The organism is Acetobacter sp. UBA5411, from assembly GCF_002409645.1.
Classification (GTDB): domain Bacteria; phylum Pseudomonadota; class Alphaproteobacteria; order Acetobacterales; family Acetobacteraceae; genus Acetobacter.
Window position 1 is genome coordinate 15,547 of the sequence record NZ_DHNR01000026.1, and the last position, 13,375, is coordinate 28,921.

General features: G+C 55.9%; 12 protein-coding genes and 1 tRNA gene. 3 read left to right on the forward strand and 10 right to left on the reverse strand.

Features of this window, described 5'->3' with window-relative positions; translation table 11 throughout:
* Positions 1–464: glycine--tRNA ligase subunit alpha (locus B3759_RS07715; protein ID WP_291365243.1), on the reverse strand; the 464-nt coding region annotated here is incomplete at its 3' end.
* A gap of 149 nt (positions 465–613) precedes the next feature.
* Here B3759_RS07715 and B3759_RS07720 point away from each other — a divergent pair.
* Entirely contained in the window at positions 614–2,281 is a 1,668-nt protein-coding gene (locus B3759_RS07720; protein WP_291365244.1) for a dihydroxyacetone kinase subunit DhaK, read from the forward strand.
* A 52-nt stretch (positions 2,282–2,333) separates the two neighbouring features.
* Positions 2,334–2,804, forward strand: a complete 471-nt coding sequence (locus B3759_RS07725) for a YbaK/EbsC family protein (protein WP_291365246.1) — start codon at positions 2,334–2,336, stop codon at positions 2,802–2,804.
* A gap of 55 nt (positions 2,805–2,859) precedes the next feature.
* Here B3759_RS07725 and B3759_RS07730 read toward each other — a convergent pair whose 3' ends face one another.
* From B3759_RS07730 to B3759_RS07760, 7 genes are all read right to left on the reverse strand, one after another.
* Entirely contained in the window at positions 2,860–3,216 is a 357-nt protein-coding gene (locus tag B3759_RS07730) for a hypothetical protein (RefSeq protein WP_291365249.1), read from the reverse strand.
* A gap of 36 nt (positions 3,217–3,252) precedes the next feature.
* On the reverse strand, positions 3,253–4,629 hold the full coding sequence (locus tag B3759_RS07735; RefSeq protein ID WP_291365251.1) for an ATP-binding protein: 1,377 nt from the start codon (positions 4,627–4,629) through the stop codon (positions 3,253–3,255).
* A 160-nt stretch (positions 4,630–4,789) separates the two neighbouring features.
* A complete protein-coding gene (gene msrA, locus B3759_RS07740) occupies positions 4,790–5,320 on the reverse strand; it encodes a peptide-methionine (S)-S-oxide reductase MsrA (RefSeq protein ID WP_291365253.1) in 531 nt (176 codons plus the stop codon).
* A 238-nt stretch (positions 5,321–5,558) separates the two neighbouring features.
* Positions 5,559–8,252, reverse strand: coding sequence for a valine--tRNA ligase (locus tag B3759_RS07745; RefSeq protein ID WP_291365255.1), 2,694 nt, complete (start codon positions 8,250–8,252; stop codon positions 5,559–5,561).
* A gap of 140 nt (positions 8,253–8,392) precedes the next feature.
* On the reverse strand, positions 8,393–9,340 hold the full coding sequence (locus B3759_RS07750) for a DUF2497 domain-containing protein (protein WP_291365257.1): 948 nt from the start codon (positions 9,338–9,340) through the stop codon (positions 8,393–8,395).
* A gap of 23 nt (positions 9,341–9,363) precedes the next feature.
* Entirely contained in the window at positions 9,364–10,803 is a 1,440-nt protein-coding gene (locus B3759_RS07755; protein WP_291365259.1) for a TolC family outer membrane protein, read from the reverse strand.
* Between the two features lie 141 nt (positions 10,804–10,944).
* Positions 10,945–11,664: a protein-L-isoaspartate O-methyltransferase family protein gene (locus B3759_RS07760; protein WP_291365261.1), complete on the reverse strand. Its 720-nt coding sequence runs from the start codon at positions 11,662–11,664 to the stop codon at positions 10,945–10,947.
* 217 nt (positions 11,665–11,881) lie between these two features.
* Here B3759_RS07760 and B3759_RS07765 point away from each other — a divergent pair.
* Positions 11,882–11,955: transfer RNA gene (locus B3759_RS07765), tRNA-Cys, on the forward strand.
* A gap of 56 nt (positions 11,956–12,011) precedes the next feature.
* Here B3759_RS07765 and B3759_RS07770 read toward each other — a convergent pair.
* The gene (locus B3759_RS07770; RefSeq protein ID WP_291365263.1) at positions 12,012–13,043 is read right to left on the reverse strand and encodes a tyrosine-type recombinase/integrase; all 1,032 of its coding nucleotides are present in this window, start codon (positions 13,041–13,043) and stop codon (positions 12,012–12,014) included.
* A 3-nt stretch (positions 13,044–13,046) separates the two neighbouring features.
* Positions 13,047–13,286 carry a helix-turn-helix transcriptional regulator gene (locus tag B3759_RS07775; protein ID WP_291365265.1) on the reverse strand — a complete coding sequence of 80 codons (240 nt, stop codon included), beginning with the start codon at positions 13,284–13,286 and terminating at the stop codon, positions 13,047–13,049.
* Positions 13,287–13,375 lie beyond the last annotated feature (89 nt).

Here is a 13,375-nt window from a genome sequence, read left to right on the forward strand (position 1 = left end):
TGGAAGTAGGTGAACTGCGTCACCTCCATGCCGTCACACCAGACTTCCCAGCCGAGACCCCATGCACCGATGGTCGGGTTCTCCCAGTCATCCTCGACAAAACGGATGTCATGCAGATCCGGGTCGATCCCGATGGCGCGATAGCTCTCGAGCAGAAGCTGCTGGCTCTCTTCCGGCGTCGGCTTCAGCAGCACCTGATACTGGTAATAGTGCTGGAGCCGGTTGGGGTTCTCGCCATAACGCCCGTCGGAGGGGCGGCGGGACGGCTGCACATAGGCTGCCTTCCACGGTGTGTCGCCCAGCGCCCGCAGCGTGGTGTGCGGGGAGAGCGTGCCCGCACCGACCTCGATGTCGTAGGGCTGAAGGATGGCGCACCCTTGGGCCGACCAGAAGCGATGGAGGGTCAGGATCAGATCCTGAAACGACAGGGGTTTGCCGGTAGGGCGAGGGGACGCCGGGTCCATGGGACTTAACAAGCTCCGCTTATATGCAGGGGCGGGCACCATACAGTGATGAAGCCGGAACGGAAAGAAAGGAGCCGGAGGGGACCGTCGTGCGTTGCGGGAATGGCAGCTCGCGGTGCCGTTTCTTGTCTCCGGGCGGACAGGCGGGCATGAGAGAAACAGACAAAAAGAAAGAGACTGTGCCGATGAAGCGCTTCTTCAACTCCCGTGAAACTCTGGTGACGGAATCGCTTGACGGCCTGTTGCGTTCTTCCATGGGGCAGCACCTCTGTCGCCTCGACGGCTATCCCGAGATCAAGGTTGTCCTGCGCAAGGAGCGGAATCCGGAGCATGTGGCGATCATTTCCGGCGGTGGTTCCGGCCACGAACCAGCCCACGCGGGATTTGTCGGGGATGGCATGCTGGACGCGGCTGTCTGTGGCTCCGTGTTCGCATCCCCCGGCGTCGATGCCGTGCTCGCTGCGATTCTGGCCGTCTCCGGAAAAGCCGGATGCCTGCTGGTCATCAAAAGCTACACCGGCGACCGCCTCAACTTCACGCTGGCCGCCGAGCAGGCCCGCGATATGGGTATCCCCGTCGAAACGGTGATTGTGGGCGACGACATCGCGCTGCCCGGCAGTCGTTATCCCCGTGGATTGGCCGGAACCGTGCTGGTCCAGAAGATTGCCGGTCATGCAGCCTCGCAGGGCGAGCCTCTGGATGTTGTGGCCCGCAAGGCGCGGGAAGCTGCGGAGAAAATTGCGTCGATCGGTCTCTCCCTGACGGACTGCAACGCCTACGACACCGCGCATAAAACCCGGTTGGAAAAAGGTCAGGCCGAACTCGGCCTTGGCATTCACGGCGAACCCGGTGCCCAGCAGATCGATGTCGCCAAGGCGGACAGTCTCATGGAGCAGGCGTCCGCCGCGCTTCAGAAGGCGCTTTCAGGTGGTGAAAAGAAATACGCTCTGCTGCTCAACATGCTCGGCAGCGTACCACCGGTCGAAATGACGCTGCTGCTCGAAGCCTTTGCGAAAACACCCCTCGCGCAACAGGTCGAACTCATCATCGGGCCAGCGCCTGTTATGACGGCTCTGGATATGAACGGCTTTTCGCTGACCGTCATCGAACTGACTGACGACATTGCGGAGGCGCTGAAGGCATCCGTCGAGCCGCCCGCATGGCCCGGCGTCGCGACTTTCGGCAAGCCCGCTCTCCGCAAGATGCCCGCGCTCCCGAAAACCTTCGAGACCGCGCCGTCGTCCAACCCGCAACTGGAAGCCCTGATGCGCATCGGAGCCGAGGCGCTGATCGCAAATGCGGACAGCCTCAATGCGCTCGACGCCAAGATCGGCGACGGCGACGCAGGCTCGACCTTTGCCGAAGCCGCAAAAGAAATCCTCAACGCGCTGGACCGCCTGCCTCTCGCTGACCCGCACGCGCTGTTCAGTACCATCGGGCGCGTGCTGACACGTCACACTGGCGGTTCCAGCGGGGCTCTTCTGTCGGTTCTGTTCTCGACAGCAGGCCGCAGCACGTCATCATGGGCCGTGGCGCTACAGGAAGGACTGGAGGCCATGCAGACACTGGGGGGCGCAAAATCGGGTGACCGGACCATGATCGACGCGATTGATCCGGCTCTGAAAGCGCTGGCTGAAGGCGGCTCGCTCAGGGATGCGGCAACGGCAGCCCGCAAAGGAGCCGACGCCACCAGAAAGATGGGCAAGGCTCAGGCAGGGCGGGCGTCCTACGTGCCGGAAAGCCAGATGAACGACGTGCCGGACCCCGGTGCGGAGGCGATCGCACGGCTGCTGGAAGCCATGTCTGCATCATCATGATTGAAGAAGGGTTCCCGTTGTTTCGGGAACCCCGTTGTCAGAGGCATGAAGTATGAGTCTTGAATCCGTTAAAGCCTTTTTCGCCGCCAACGCACCCGACGTGGAGATCATCGATCAGGGCGCAAGCACGGCGACCGTCCCTCTGGCGGCGCAGGCGCTGGGCGTGAAGGAAGGTCAGATCGCCAAGACACTGGCCATCAAGGTGGGCGATGAGCGGGTTCTCGTCGTCATGGCCGGAGATGCAAGGCTTGATAACCGCAAGACCAAGGCCGCCTTTGGCGCACGCCCCAGAATGCTCCCCGCCGAGGAGGTTCTGGAACTGACCAGCCACCCCGTCGGCGGCGTGTGTCCGTTCGGTCTGCCGCAGCCGATGAAAGTCTATTGTGACATCTCACTGAAAGCGTTTGATGAGGTCTATCCGGCCGCAGGCTCACTCACGAGTTCTGTGCGGCTGACACCGGCGCGGCTGGCGGAACTGGTGGATGCGGGGTGGGTGGATGTTAGTCAGGATGTGGTGTCGTAGAGGGATTTTCTTTAATTTATAAAATCACATTATTTTTTTTATTTTTCTGAAGTTCTTATTTCCATCTTTGGGAAAGCGAGGCAATTAGCCAGTCGAGTTCTCGTCGCGCCGAAGATACAATGCTGACATAGGAGTGAATCGTGAGTGATGTAGAAAGATGATTTGTATTAAGCGTTTCTACTCGTCCTTTACCGATCATCATGATGTCCATCTTGGCGTTCGATGATAGGCGTGACGACAAGTCGTCACGATATTTCTCAGCCTGCGCGATATCGTCACGAGTGATATTATGTGATGGCCGTTTAAATTCAATGAGTAGGTAAGTATCGCCATAATCCTGCGAAAGCAATAAATCTGGGCGTTTCGCAACTCGACTGCCCGTGAACGATTTGTCTGTGTAGGTTTCAATCATTTTGCGTAGCGTTATATTTGAAGACATCATAGAATACTAACGGCCGAGTATCCATAGGTTGGTTTCGAGCGCTTTGTGCGCATCTTTTTCAAGAGTATCTGGATTCTGGATGAGTTGGTCAAAAAAATCGAGGAATTGCCGCCGTTGTGAGGCTTGATGACCAATAGTTGCGAGTTCTACGAGCCCGAATTCTTCCAAGGATGTCGCAAACGAGCCAACATCTGACTTACTTGATGCTTTTATGTGGTCAAGCACTACCCAGTAGGGGTCACATTCCATGGCATCCAAAGTCACGTCGACAATCGTAGCAACGCGATCGTGGCTTTCATCATAAAATCGCTTAAGAATTCGGTTAAGGGCTTCTTCAGCGTATTGACGACGGTATTGAGGTAACCTTTGGAGCCGTTGATGAATCTGCTTTTGTAGTCGTGCTTTTTGAAGATTCACTTCTTTAGAATGAAATTCTTTTAGAGCCGCTTTAATTTCTTCGTTAACATACAGTTTGATTTCTTGAAAAGATTTGCTATTTTCGAGGATGTTACTCCAGTCGGCGGTTACAAAATCTTCAACTCCAGTTACTTCAATTTCTCCATAGACTCGCCTTAGTAGTTTTTTTGGTATTTCTTCATCATCTTCAAGGCCAAACAGCATTGGTCGTCCAATTGCTTTGCCATTTACTTTCAAGATGATGCCCGGTGATCGTAAAGGTCGTTTCCCATCGGCAATAGTAAAGTGTAGATCAGTGTCGCCTGTTAATGGCAATTTAACAGTCGTTTGAATCGTTGTTCCAGGAACGTCCTGAACGGAGAGACAGATTTCGTTTACGAATACTTTGAAGGTATCTTCACGACCATAATCATAAATAAGAATCTCTCGAAGTCGGTCTGGAGTAGGAAAGTTTAGTCGGTTATCGAGGTCCGACAACAGGACGGTCGTTCCGGTAGGAGATCCAGCAGCAGCATTTTCTATAAACGGTAGAGGGACTGACTCTAGATCATTTTGATTTTCTATGAGGTCTTTCTTGTCAATAATTACAGTGCATTGATTGTCGCGTGCGACAGTGACTACTTTCATGTGACTTGCAATCATCAAACCAGCGAACTTGCCGATCCCTTTGCGGCCTTTTATCTTTCGCTTGTATTGAGAAGTAAGGTCACCTCGTCGTGTTCTTTTATCACTTGCAATGTTGAGGTATTCACTGCGTATTTCAGACTTCGTCATTCCTGTTCCGTCATCTTTAACGATAACAGGGTCGTTTGTTACTGGGTCGGGAAGTGTAACCCATACATTGGTGGCGTCTGCATCCCAAGCATTATCGATGAGTTCTTTTAAGGCTGCTTCGCTGGAACGATATGTCTCGCCTAGAATTCGCGTTAGTCGTGTATTCACAGCAAAGTGCGCACTTAAATTCATCTGTTCCTCTTTCTAGACCGATCATTCCGGTAAGGTCCCTTAATATAGCAGAAAATTAATACACTACCATCCAAGTAGGAGTGATTTATGTGAAATCTTTATCAATAATTTTGAAAAGAAAATTTTATAAAAATGGTTATTATTTTTATATTTTATCTAATTATTTCATAAAAACCGCAAAAACTTTTCGCATCTTTAGCACTTTCGGCGCAATAACAACCTGACAATATCCATTGTCAGGATTGCGCCTGAAATAGTCATCATGCTCGGCTTCCGCAGGCCAGAATTTGGTCAGTGGTTCGATTTGCGTGACCAGCGGCGTATTCCACAAACCCGACTGTTCGATTTCCTGCTTGACGGCTTCCGCCGTTTCACGCTGTTTTTCGCTGGTCCAGAAAATAACCGACCGATATTGGGTGCCTCTGTCATTGCCCCGCCGGTTCAGCATGGTCGGATCATGCAGTGTGAAGAAGATCCGCAAAAGCTGGGCATAAGAGATCACTGCCGGATCAAAGATAACTTCCACGACTTCGGCATGACCGGTGAGGCCGGAACAGACTTCTTTATAGGTTGGATTTTCGGTCTTGCCGCCCGCATAGCCGGACTGCACGCTCAGGACACCATTGATGGAGACCAGCACAGCCTCCACGCACCAGAAGCATCCTCCGCCGAGTATCGCAGTTTCACTCATGGCGCGTCCTGTCAGTTCATTCTGTGAAGGTTTCTCTTACCTTTAACCACATATGGGTGACAGGGTTTCCCCGCCACCCACACTTAAGGGGAAACCCGCAAAACTATTTCCCCACAACGCCATGATCTTAACCATAAGAAGTTTTTGGTGAAGCTTTTTTCAAAAAGCTTCAAAGAACACCGCCTTTTTGAAAAAAGGCGGCACCCAAAAATTTTTATCTGTTTGAAAACCTCAGCACTCACCCCAGACGGGCGAGTGCTGCTTTCAGACGATCCCGGTCACCCTGCTGTGTCACCAGACGCTCGCGGGTTTCCTCGACAACCTCCGGCCTACCACGGGCGATGAAGTCGGCATTGCCCAGCTTGCGCTCGGTCTTTTCGATTTCACCTTCCGCCTTGGTCAGTTCCTTCGCCAGCCGGGCGCGTTCAGCATCCAGATCAATGATATCGGCAAGCGGCAGAACCAGCGTCGCTTCATCAAGCACCGCCTGAGCCGAGCCTTTCGGAACATCGCCGTCCAGAACGCCGATTTCGGAAACACGGGCCATACGACCGATCGTTTCCTTCCAGCGTGTGGCGCGATCTTGCGTGGTGGCCGACGCGTCCTTCAGCAGCACAGGCGACAGACGGGAAGGGGGCACATTCATTTCCGAACGCACAGTGCGGATTTCGGAAATAAAGCGCGTCAGCCAGTCGATTTCCTCAACGGCAGCCTCAGCGCCCGGCACGGTCACAGGAACCGGCCATGTCGCGCCCATGAGTTCGCCACGCGGGCCATAGCCGAACTCGTGCCAGAGCGTGTCGGTGACAAACGGCATGATCGGCTGAAGCAGACGCAGGATCGTCTCCAGCACCCACGCCGTGACAGCGCGCAGTTCGTCGGCTTCCGGCGTTGTGTCGCCTGCGAACAGCGGCTTGGTCAGTTCCAGATACCAGTCACAGAAACGGTTCCAGACAAAGCGGTAGCACGCACCGGCATATTCATCGAAACGATAGGCTTCGAGCGCGCTGGTCGCCTCGCTGATGGCCTTGGACGCTTCGAAGATGATCCAGCGCCCGAGCGGACTCTGCACGGTCGAAGGATCGAAGCCCTCAACCGGCTTCACGCCGTTCATTTCGCAGAAGCGCGAGGCATTCCACAGCTTGGTTACAAACGCCCGGTGGTCTTCCACGCGCTTCGGACCAAACTTCAGATCACGTCCCACGCCGGTCAACGCGCAGATGGTGAAACGGACCGCATCCGCGCCGTACTGGTCGAGCAACTCCAGCGGGTCGATGCCGTTGCCCTTGCTCTTCGACATTTTCTGACCGCGCTCGTCGCGCACCAGACCATGAATGAAGACCGTGCGGAACGGCACATCCTTCATGAAGTGCAGGCCCATCATCATCATCCGGGCGACCCAGAAAAAGATGATGTCAAAGCCGGTGACAAGCACATCGGTCGGATAATAGCGGGCCAGATCCGGTGTCTTTTCAGGCCAGCCGAGGGTGGAGAACGGCCACAGCGCGGAGGAGAACCACGTGTCCAGCACGTCTTCATCCTGCGTCAGTTCGACGTTTTCCCCGTAATGGGCTTTCGCCTGCTGCTTCGCGTCGGCGTCGTCATACCCGACAAAAACAGTGCCATCCGGGCCATACCAGGCCGGGATACGATGCCCCCACCAGAGCTGGCGGGAAATGCACCAAGGCTGAATGTCCCGCATCCAGGCGAAGAACGTGTTCTCCCACTGACGCGGCACAAAGGTGACATCGCCTTTTTCGACAGCTTCAATGGCCGGACCGGCGAGGGTAGCGGCATCGCAATACCACTGTGTCGTCAGGCGCGGCTCGACCACGGCGCCACCACGCTCGGCGTGCGGCACCTGATTGGTGTGCGGCTCGATCTCGACGAGATAACCCAGCGCCTCCAACTCGGCGACAATGGCTTTGCGGGCATCCTCGCGGGACTTGCCTTCCAGACCGCGCACGAAAGCAGGATCGGCCAAACCTTCAACGGTGTGAAGATCGTCCTCGATTTCCGCGAGTGTGACGGCAGCGCCTTCGTCCAGCACTGTCAGCATCGGAAGGTCATGACGCTTGCCGACTTCAAAGTCGTTGAAGTCATGCGCCGGGGTGATCTTGACCGCGCCCGTGCCTTTTTCCGGATCGGAATAGGTGTCGGCGACGATGGGAATGCGGCGACCGGTTAGCGGCAGGACAACGAAACGTCCGACCAGAGCCTTGTAACGCTCGTCCTCGGGGTGCACGGCAACAGCCGTATCGCCCAGCATGGTTTCCGGACGGGTCGTGGCGACCACAATGGATTCACCCTCAGAGTCCGCAACCGGATAGCGGATGTGCCAGAGATTGCCACGCACTTCCTTGTTCTCGACCTCAAGGTCCGAGATGGCGGTCCGGAAATGTGGGTCCCAGTTGACGAGGCGACGGTCACGATAGATCAGCTTCTCACGATACAGCGTGACGAAGACTTCCTTGACAGCCTTGGACAGCCCGTCATCCATGGTGAAGCGCTCGCGCGACCAGTCGAGGGACGAGCCGAGGCGACGAAGCTGGCGGGTGATGCCGCTGCCCGATTCACCTTTCCATTTCCACACACGATTGAGGAACTCTTCGCGGCCAAGCTCCTGCCGCGTAGTGTTTTCGCCTGCCAACTGACGCTCAACAACAAGCTGGGTCGCAATGCCCGCGTGGTCCGTGCCCGGCTGCCAGAGCGTGTCGCGCCCCTGCATACGTTTCCAGCGGATGAGCGTGTCCTGCAACGTCATGGTCAGTGCATGCCCCATATGGAGCGTGCCGGTGACGTTGGGCGGCGGGATCATGATGGTGAAAGGCGTGGCCTTGCTGTTCGGATCGGCAGCGAACCGTCCCTCAGTTTCCCAGGTTTCGTAGAGCTGGGCTTCGGTGTCGTTCGCCTGAAACGTTTTGCTGAGCATCGCCTCTAACCAGATGGAAGGTGTTTGAACAAAAAGAAACGCAGCGCTTATGTGCGCTGCGTTTCCTCATACCGCTTTGAGCGGGTCTCTGACCAGCCGTTCCGAACTGTTGCCAGTCGGTCGGACCGGGATCAGAGTGATCAGCGGTCGCTAAGACGCTCGATCTCTTTCTGAACAGCCTGCTGCACGATGCCGGACAGGTGCTGGTCAAGCCATTCCTTCAGGAATGCGCGCACTTCATCGCGAACGATGTCTTCAATGGTCAGGTTTCCACCACGCGTGATAGCCACTCGTCTCTCCTTGTGTTCATAAGATTGTTTGCGGCGGAGCATCTGCTGAAGCGCGCCGAAAGAATGTTCCGTAGCACCGACAGTCTGCTTGTCCAGAGCGATCTGTACGGGCTCCGGTGCATCAGAGTCGGAATAGCCGGCGGCGTTTTCCGCCGGAGTTCTGTTCTCGCTCATTCTGGTCCTAGCCTGTTGTGTCTCGACATTCTCCACCAGGAGCGCTGGTTGAGACAAGGGGGGGACTACAGGTACTGGTGTTGGCAGGGTGGGAACATGAGATTCGGTTTCTGCCGTTACCGAGTCATGTGTCTCTGCAGGCTGAGCGGAAACGGTTTCCAGTTCAGGTGCAGGAGATGGCGGGGGAGCAGCAGCGGGCTCTGGTTCTGCAGGCGCAGGCGCTTCAGCCACGGGGGCAGGCGGCTCTGGTGCAGGTTGTTCCGGCTCGGGCTGTGGCTCCGGTTTGTGCTCAGCTTCTGGCGGCGGAGCTGGAGTATGAGCCTCTACAGGCGCTGCCGGCTCATGCTGTTCTGCGTGCTCGTGCGCTTCCGGCTTTTCCTCTTCCACAAACATGGAGGAGTCGAGCACAAGAACACTGTCATCGTCGTCCTGCGCGGGCGGTGCCGGTGGAGCAACGGGTTCCTCAGCTTTCGGTTCCGCCGGAGCAGGTGCGTGCTCCTCAGGCGCAGCAGCCTGCTGGGATGCTGCGTGAGCCTCTTTTCCTTCTTGCAGAATGCGACGGATGGAACTCAGAACAGTGTTGATGGAACCGTTTTCCGGCTGCGTGTCGTTATTCTCTGTCATTCAAAAACCTTTCCACGCCGCGCTTATCGTCCGGGCTGATCCAACGCATAATCATTCAGCCCCCACAAACGATCCTTAACCGCGTCATAGTAAGCTTTCTCATTATAAAGCGGTACGTTGAGATGTAGATCAAGAGCTGTCAGACGACCAATCGCCTGAGCGACGTTGTAAGAGGACGTGACCATGTTGCTCAGGCTCTGAACAAGCGCCACCTGCGCCTGAAGCAGGGTGCTCTGCTGCTGCAGCACTTCAAGAGTGGTGCTTGTTCCTACAATGGCCTGTCTTTCCACACCATCAAGTGCGATCATGCCGGCCTTGATGGCCGCGTGATTGCTCTCGATAGCAGCTTTGTAAGACACCAGTCGCTGCCAGTTTGACGCGGCAGCCTGCGCAGCGGTTCGGCGCTGCACGTCAACTGCACGACTGGAGGCCTGAGCCTGCTGTTTGGCCTGCCGGACTTCCGAATATTCTGAACCACCCTGATAGATAGGCACGGTCACATCGAGCGTGGCGTATTTATCGTCCTTTGTCTTACCACCAAGCTGCTGGTTGACCTGACGCATATAAGCGACAGAGGCGGCAACAGTCGGCATCAGAGCAGCCATCGCGACCGACACGGCGTCTTTCTGTGCGGATTCTGTGAAGAGCGCGGTAATGACGTCCGGGTTGTTCTTCACAGCCATGGCCACAGCCTGATTTTCCGATTTGACCGGAAGCACGAGTGGCTGCGGGGGAACCAGGTTTGGGGGAGGGGCCATTCCCACGACCTGCATATAGGTGGCCTGCGCGGTCTGAAGTGTTCCCTCGGACTGCTGGCGGGTCGCCTTTGCGCTGGCATAAGCTGATTCAGCCTGCGCCACGTCGGTACGCGTAATTTCACCAACGCGGAAACGTTCGTTTGTGGCCTTGAGCTGCTGCTCAAGCACGCGTTCGTTGTTGATGTTCAACTGGAGAAGCTGTTCGTCTTCAATCACGCCGACATAAGCGTTCACAACGCTCATGAAGACCTGCTGCTCCGTGGAGATCAGCTTCGCTCGTTCGGCCATGACCTTGTTGACGGCCTGATGGGTCTGGGCCGTCGTTTTGCCACCGGTGTAGATCGGTTCGGTGGCTGATACGTTCGCGGCGAAGCCGAACGTGCTGTATTTACGCTGATAGCCGCGGATGCCGTCCGCGGAGTCACCATCGTAGTTGTTGCTGCCCTTATAGTAGCTGGGATTGAACTGTCCCTTGATGGTGGGATGCCAGCCAGCAAGTGCGGTTGGGACGTTTTCGTCCGTCGCCCGCAGTGTCGCACGTTCCTGCTGAAGTGTCGGGTTGGTCAGGTAGGCAACAGAAAGAGCTTCCTCCAGCGTGTGAGGAATGAAACTGGGCTCGCCGCTGCCATCATATTTCTGGGCCATGGCTGTCGAGCTGCACAGTAGACCTGCCAGTCCCAAACCCAAGTGGCAGGAATGTTTCATGTAACTTCTCTCTTTGATACCTGCTCCGCACACTCGACCGGAGTTGAGAGCTTATGCCACGCTGATGTCGGATTTTCCACTATTCTACTTAACAGCAGATTGCCACACCGCAATTTATCTCGGCAAAAGGATTACCTCTTCTCAGAAAGCAAAGGCCGCCGGGCGCGTAAAGGCGGGAAGCACAGGCGCTTCAGAATCGAAAAAGCGACGGATGGACCATCCTTCACCTTTTTCAGCTTCAGCCAGAAACGCTGAAGATGTTCCGTCATCTGGACGCAGTATGCCAGCCACACGACCGTTTTCTGTCAGTTGGGTGCTGCAGAAACGGGGGATTTCCTCGATGGCGCCGTCAAAAAAGATCAGATCGAAAGGTGAGCTTTCGGGCGCGCCACCGGCAAGGGAGGCCCGCTTCCAGGATACGTCGACAGACGCACGCATCGTAAATGCCGTGCCGATGGCCAGCAGGGAGGCATCTTCTTCAAGGGCAGTTACCTCTGCGCCGAGCATGGCGATAAGGGCTGCCGTATATCCCGTAGCGGCTCCGACCACGAGCACGCGCTGGCCAGCCTGAATGGCCGCCATCTGCACCAGTCGTGCGGTCACCATCGATTGCAGCAGATAACGACCATTTCCGAGTGGAAGCGTGAGGTCGGAATAGGCGAATTCCTGCTCATTTTCCGGAACGGCATATTCACGGGGAAGCGCCCGCATGGCCGTGACGATGCGCGGATCATTGACTTCCAGCGGACGCACCTGATCATCGACCATCCGCTGTCGGGCATCGTCGAAAGCCGAGGCGCTGGTATCCGGGAAGTAAGGAGCCATCACGGAGGTCGGGGCCTGATCTGCGGCATAGGTCATGATGGCGGTGTTCCGTTTCAGTCTGTGTGGTCTCCGTGGAAACGCAGCCGTTCCAGGATCATCATACAATAATGAGAAAACCCAGCCAGAGCCCTTCGTCAACCAGTTGTAGCATCAACTGTGCTGACAATGGGTTGAGCGGACATGATGGCAGGGGAATGACAGACAGGACTTGACCCGCCGCGAGACGTGAGAGATATAGCGCTGGCACCGATGAGGTCCGGTGGCAGAATGGTGATGTAGCGGACTGCAAATCCGCGAATGTGGGTTCGATTCCCGCCCGGACCTCCAATGCCCTCAGAAAACCGCAGAAAACCGCCAAAAACCACCCAAGTTTTACACTTTGGTTATTTTGGTTTTACAGCCTCCAAAAGATCCATTGCCTGTTGAGCCAGTCGTTTTTGATCGACGGCGCGGGTGTATCTGGCGACTTCAGACAGGTTCTTATGACCCGTCACGGCAGCGATCTGGTGAGTTGTGCATCCTGCCTCAGCCAATCGTCTTGCTGAGGCCTTTCTCAGCCCATGCGCCGATAGGTCATCCGGCAGACCGGCAGCAGAAACCCAGTCGCGCATCAAGTTTCCGAGCGAATCGGAAGATGGTTTCTGGCCCCATTTCACCTCAAGGAAATAAGCCCCGACATTCCCTACCGACGCGAGGCTTTCCGCAAGGCCGGGGAGAATAGGGATCATGAGTCGCGTCCCGGTCTTCTGCTGCGTTACTTCTATCATCCCAGCCCTGATGCTTGCTGGCCCCATCCGAACTACATCAGAGCGCCTCTGTCCCGTGTGAAGCATAAGAGAGAACGCGGTTCGCGCCCGACTACCGAGTGGCCAGCACGCTTGAAATTGAGCCACCTCTTCTTCTGTCCACGCCCTTGCTCCGTCGGCTTTTTCTTTCAGGCGTCGCACGCCCGTCGTCGGGTCCGTGGCACGCATGTCAGATTCAACGGCGAGTCGAAAAACAAGACCGAACATCCGCAGCCATCTGTTTCCTGCCGCTGGACGATCAGCAAATCGGGAAAGAATCGCTCTGATGTGCTTCGGCTCGAAATCTTTAACTGGTTGAGACGCGAACGGTTCGCTCATCATGCGGATAAGAACGTTTCTGTATCCGCGTTGCGTCGGCTCTCTTAGCGAAAGAAAGGCGTTCGTTTTCATCCAGTCCTCGCAAAGACGGGCAAACGTTCCGACGCCCCTGATCTCTTTCGGTCTCTCAGGTTCAGCTTGAGCAATGGCCGCATGGTATGCTGGCCAGAATGCGTCATCATCAAGCGGCGGCAGCTTAAGGCGAGGCAGTTTAGGGTGACGAAAATAGAAGCGCAGAACGCCATCACGTCCACGATGACGTTGCACATACTTGATTCTGACCGCAACCATCCATCAGGTACCAAGCAACTCGTCCAGAGGATTACGATCTGCTGGCGATGAGGTGGCCGACAGAAGCCCTTGCTGCCGGTCGATCCACTGGTCTAGCTGATGTCTGTCCCACACACGCCGTGAGCCGATGCGTATGGAAACCACAGCATCAGCAACGCGCGTGTGGAATAGAGCCTCTGATATGCTCAGATACCTAGCGGCCTCTGTTGAGCGAAGTAAACGCGGCGTGATCGTCTCACTCATCGGCGCTCTCCTTTTTAATAACGAGACCTCGCCTCTGCATTTCTTCGAATATCCGTTCAGAACGCGGAACCGCTCTATTGTCCGACACG

What these genes read in the sequence shown, in the direction of transcription:
- B3759_RS07760 (WP_291365261.1), bottom strand. Translation starts at nt 11,664, where the DNA reads ATGACCTATGCCGCAGATCAGGCCCCGACCTCCGTGATGGCTCCTTAC.
- B3759_RS07750 (WP_291365257.1), bottom strand. Translation starts at nt 9,340, where the DNA reads ATGACAGAGAATAACGACACGCAGCCGGAAAACGGTTCCATCAACACT.
- B3759_RS07725 (WP_291365246.1), top strand. Translation starts at nt 2,334, where the DNA reads ATGAGTCTTGAATCCGTTAAAGCCTTTTTCGCCGCCAACGCACCCGAC.
- B3759_RS07735 (WP_291365251.1), bottom strand. Translation starts at nt 4,629, where the DNA reads ATGAATTTAAGTGCGCACTTTGCTGTGAATACACGACTAACGCGAATT.
- B3759_RS07770 (WP_291365263.1), bottom strand. Translation starts at nt 13,043, where the DNA reads ATGGTTGCGGTCAGAATCAAGTATGTGCAACGTCATCGTGGACGTGAT.
- B3759_RS07730 (WP_291365249.1), bottom strand. Translation starts at nt 3,216, where the DNA reads ATGATTGAAACCTACACAGACAAATCGTTCACGGGCAGTCGAGTTGCG.
- B3759_RS07775 (WP_291365265.1), bottom strand. Translation starts at nt 13,286, where the DNA reads ATGAGTGAGACGATCACGCCGCGTTTACTTCGCTCAACAGAGGCCGCT.
- msrA (WP_291365253.1), bottom strand. Translation starts at nt 5,320, where the DNA reads ATGAGTGAAACTGCGATACTCGGCGGAGGATGCTTCTGGTGCGTGGAG.
- B3759_RS07755 (WP_291365259.1), bottom strand. Translation starts at nt 10,803, where the DNA reads ATGAAACATTCCTGCCACTTGGGTTTGGGACTGGCAGGTCTACTGTGC.
- B3759_RS07720 (WP_291365244.1), top strand. Translation starts at nt 614, where the DNA reads ATGAGAGAAACAGACAAAAAGAAAGAGACTGTGCCGATGAAGCGCTTC.
- B3759_RS07745 (WP_291365255.1), bottom strand. Translation starts at nt 8,252, where the DNA reads ATGCTCAGCAAAACGTTTCAGGCGAACGACACCGAAGCCCAGCTCTAC.